Origin of the sequence: Sphingopyxis sp., assembly GCF_036402335.1 — a bacterium.
Taxonomy (GTDB): Bacteria; Pseudomonadota; Alphaproteobacteria; order Sphingomonadales; family Sphingomonadaceae; genus Sphingopyxis.
Genome location: NZ_DASWTD010000277.1, coordinates 1 through 1,646, shown reverse-complemented (window position 1 = coordinate 1,646; position 1,646 = coordinate 1). Strand labels below are relative to the sequence as shown.

Below are 1,646 nucleotides of genomic sequence, written 5' to 3'. Positions count from 1 at the left end.
ACGTTGAAATTACCGGTGGCCTCGATCGAATCACCACGGATCACCGAGATCGCGACGGGTACTTCCTGTGCGGTTTCCTGACGGCGGCGGGCCGTGACGATGATGATGTCGCCGCGGCTGACGTCGCTGTCGGCCTCGTCGGCCGCGGCAACTGTTGCGGCGGCGGCATCGCCGGCGTCGCTTTCCTCGGCCATGGCGGGGGCCGCGCCAAACGCGAGCAGAAACGAGAGCGTAAGGGCTGACGCCGGAATACGGCGTCGGACGGACGGATATTTTGCGGTCATGACAATTTTCCTGTTGCTTTGAAGATGCACGAAAATTGCCACATCCGGCGGTCCGGTCTGCGGCAGGATGAGGGTCAATTCCCCCTTCGGGAGCTGGTCAAAATCAGTTGGGGTAGCGGTGCCGCTCGGTGACATCGACCTGCACCAGGCGCCCCTCGTGCACGGTCAGCTGGATCGCACCGAATTTCAGCTTGCCGAGTGCCTCGAGCACCGTCTGAATGGCGCGCGGCACCTCTTCGGAGCCGCCTTTGGCGACTTCGTTGATAGCGCTCATGATAATTCCTTTCCCTCGTGGATTCGCCGGGCAAGCATATGCCAAGTAATTTAGTTGACAATGATTGATTTGCTTTCTGCGCCGAAAGGTTCGGTTGTCACGCCAAATGGATGCGCCCAACGGATTCAGCGGCCCGGCGCGCCGACGGCCGCAACGACGCTAGGGATTGCGCCCGAGTCCCAGTGCTGGCAAAGGCTGCCTCAATGAGCAAAATTAACGATCTGATGGCCCGCGGAACCGGACTTCTCGGCAGCGACTACGCCATCCTCTGCGGTGCGATGAGCTGGGTTTCCGAGCGCAACCTCGTCAGCGCGATCAGCAACGCCGGCGGTTTCGGCGTGATTGCGTGCGGCGCGATGACGCCCGAACTGCTCGATACCGAGATCGCCGCAACGAAGGCCCTCGCGACGCGAAACTTCGGGGTGAACCTGATCACGATGCACCCGCAGCTGTTCGACCTGATCGACGTCTGTGCGAAACATGGCGTCGGTCACGTCGTGCTTGCAGGCGGCCTGCCGCCGAAAGGCAGCCTCGAAGCGATCAAGGCGTCGGGCGCCAAGGTCATCTGCTTCGCCCCCACCCTCGCGCTCGCGAAGAAGCTCGTCCGCTCGGGCGTCGATGCGCTGGTGATCGAGGGCATGGAGGCCGGCGGCCATATCGGCCCGGTGTCGACGAGCGTGCTCGCGCAGGAAATCCTGCCGACGCTCGCAGGCGAAGTTCCGATCTTCGTTGCCGGCGGCATCGGTCGCGGCGAGGCGATCGCCGGCTATCTGGAGATGGGCGCGTCGGGCGTGCAGCTTGGAACGCGGTTCGTCTGTGCCACCGAAAGCATCGCACACCCCAATTTCAAAAAGGCGTTCCTGCGCGCCTCGGCACGCGAAGCGGTCGCGAGCGTGCAGATCGACCCGCGCCTGCCCGTCATTCCCGTCCGTGCGCTCAAGAACGCGGGGACCGAGGCGTTCACGGCAAAGCAGCGCGAGGTTGCTAACAAGCTGGACGCGGGCGAAGTCGACATGATGGCGGCGCAGCTTGAAATCGAGCATTATTGGGCCGGCGCACTGCGCCGTGCAGTGATCGACGGTGATGTC

Annotated in this window: 2 protein-coding genes and 1 pseudogene; 1 reads left to right on the top strand and 2 read right to left on the bottom strand. The window is 63.3% G+C overall.

Annotated elements, in window-relative coordinates; all coding sequences use genetic code 11:
- A pseudogene (locus VGD20_RS08735) lies at positions 1-284 on the bottom strand (TonB-dependent receptor); the annotation flags it as partial.
- 103 nt (positions 285-387) lie between these two features.
- Positions 388-558, bottom strand: coding sequence for a YezD family protein (locus tag VGD20_RS08730; RefSeq protein ID WP_331134071.1), 171 nt, complete (start codon positions 556-558; stop codon positions 388-390).
- 203 nt (positions 559-761) lie between these two features.
- On the opposite strand from VGD20_RS08730, the gene VGD20_RS08725 reads away from it, so the two are divergent.
- Positions 762-1,646, top strand: an 885-nt coding sequence (locus VGD20_RS08725; protein WP_331134070.1) for a nitronate monooxygenase, incomplete at its 3' end; no start/stop codon positions are given.